The following is an 826-nucleotide window of genomic DNA, read 5'->3' as shown; positions in this document are numbered from 1 at the left end:
CATACGGGCTGCCGACGCGCTTGCCGATCACGCCTTCGAGCGCCAGGTCGCAGGCGCTTTCGAAGATGTCGCGTTGGTTGGCGGCGAAGGTTTCGGAAAACCGCAGCAATTTGCTGCGGCTGCCCGACAGCGCGGATTTAAGCGCAGCACGGCGCTGTTCCACGGGCGCTTCACGCAGGTCTTTTCCGTGTAAAAAAGGTGCATCGAACAGGTAGTAAACGATGTCCAGGCTGCGGCCGATATCGAACGCATTTTGCAACGCCTGGAAGTCCGGTAAACCGTCGGCGTTAAGGCTGACCACTTCGCCATCCAGCCAGCTGTCCTTGAGCTTGAGGGCTTGGAGGGCCTTGACCTGGCGCGGCAAACGCTCGGTCCAGTCATGACCGTTGCGGCTGAACAGGCGCACATCGCCGTCGCGGATACGCGCCAGCATGCGGTAGCCGTCGAATTTGATCTCGTATTGCCAATCGCCGGGCGGGGCGCGGTCGACCAGGGTGGCCAGTTGTGGCGCGAATTGATCGGGCAGGGCGATCTTGGCTTTCTGCCGCTTTGCCCGCGGTGCAGGCGCGGGCTTGCCCACGGTGGCATCGCTGAGCACGCTTTTGGGCTGGGCCTTTACGATGTCGTAGTCTGCGGCCGGGCGGGCTTGCTGATCCTTTTCCTTGATCAGCAACCACTGCTCCTTGTCGCCGCTGCCCTTGAGGCGGGTGCGTACCAGCGCCCAATCGCCGGAGAGTTTTTCACCGACCAGGGTGAATTTGAGTTTGCCGGCTGCATACGCCTTGTGCGGATCGTCGTGAGGCTGCCAGACCCCGCGATCCCACAC

1 protein-coding gene is annotated in these 826 nt (G+C 62.2%); it reads right to left on the bottom strand.

Features of this window, described 5'->3' with window-relative positions; all coding sequences use genetic code 11:
- Positions 1-826, bottom strand: an 826-nt coding sequence (locus tag FEM54_RS33355) for an ATP-dependent DNA ligase (protein ID WP_477749754.1), incomplete at both ends; no start/stop codon positions are given.

This window comes from Pseudomonas edaphica, assembly GCF_005863185.1.
In the GTDB taxonomy this organism is placed as follows: Bacteria; Pseudomonadota; Gammaproteobacteria; order Pseudomonadales; family Pseudomonadaceae; genus Aquipseudomonas; species Aquipseudomonas edaphica.
This window is presented reverse-complemented; position numbering and strand designations above follow the sequence as displayed.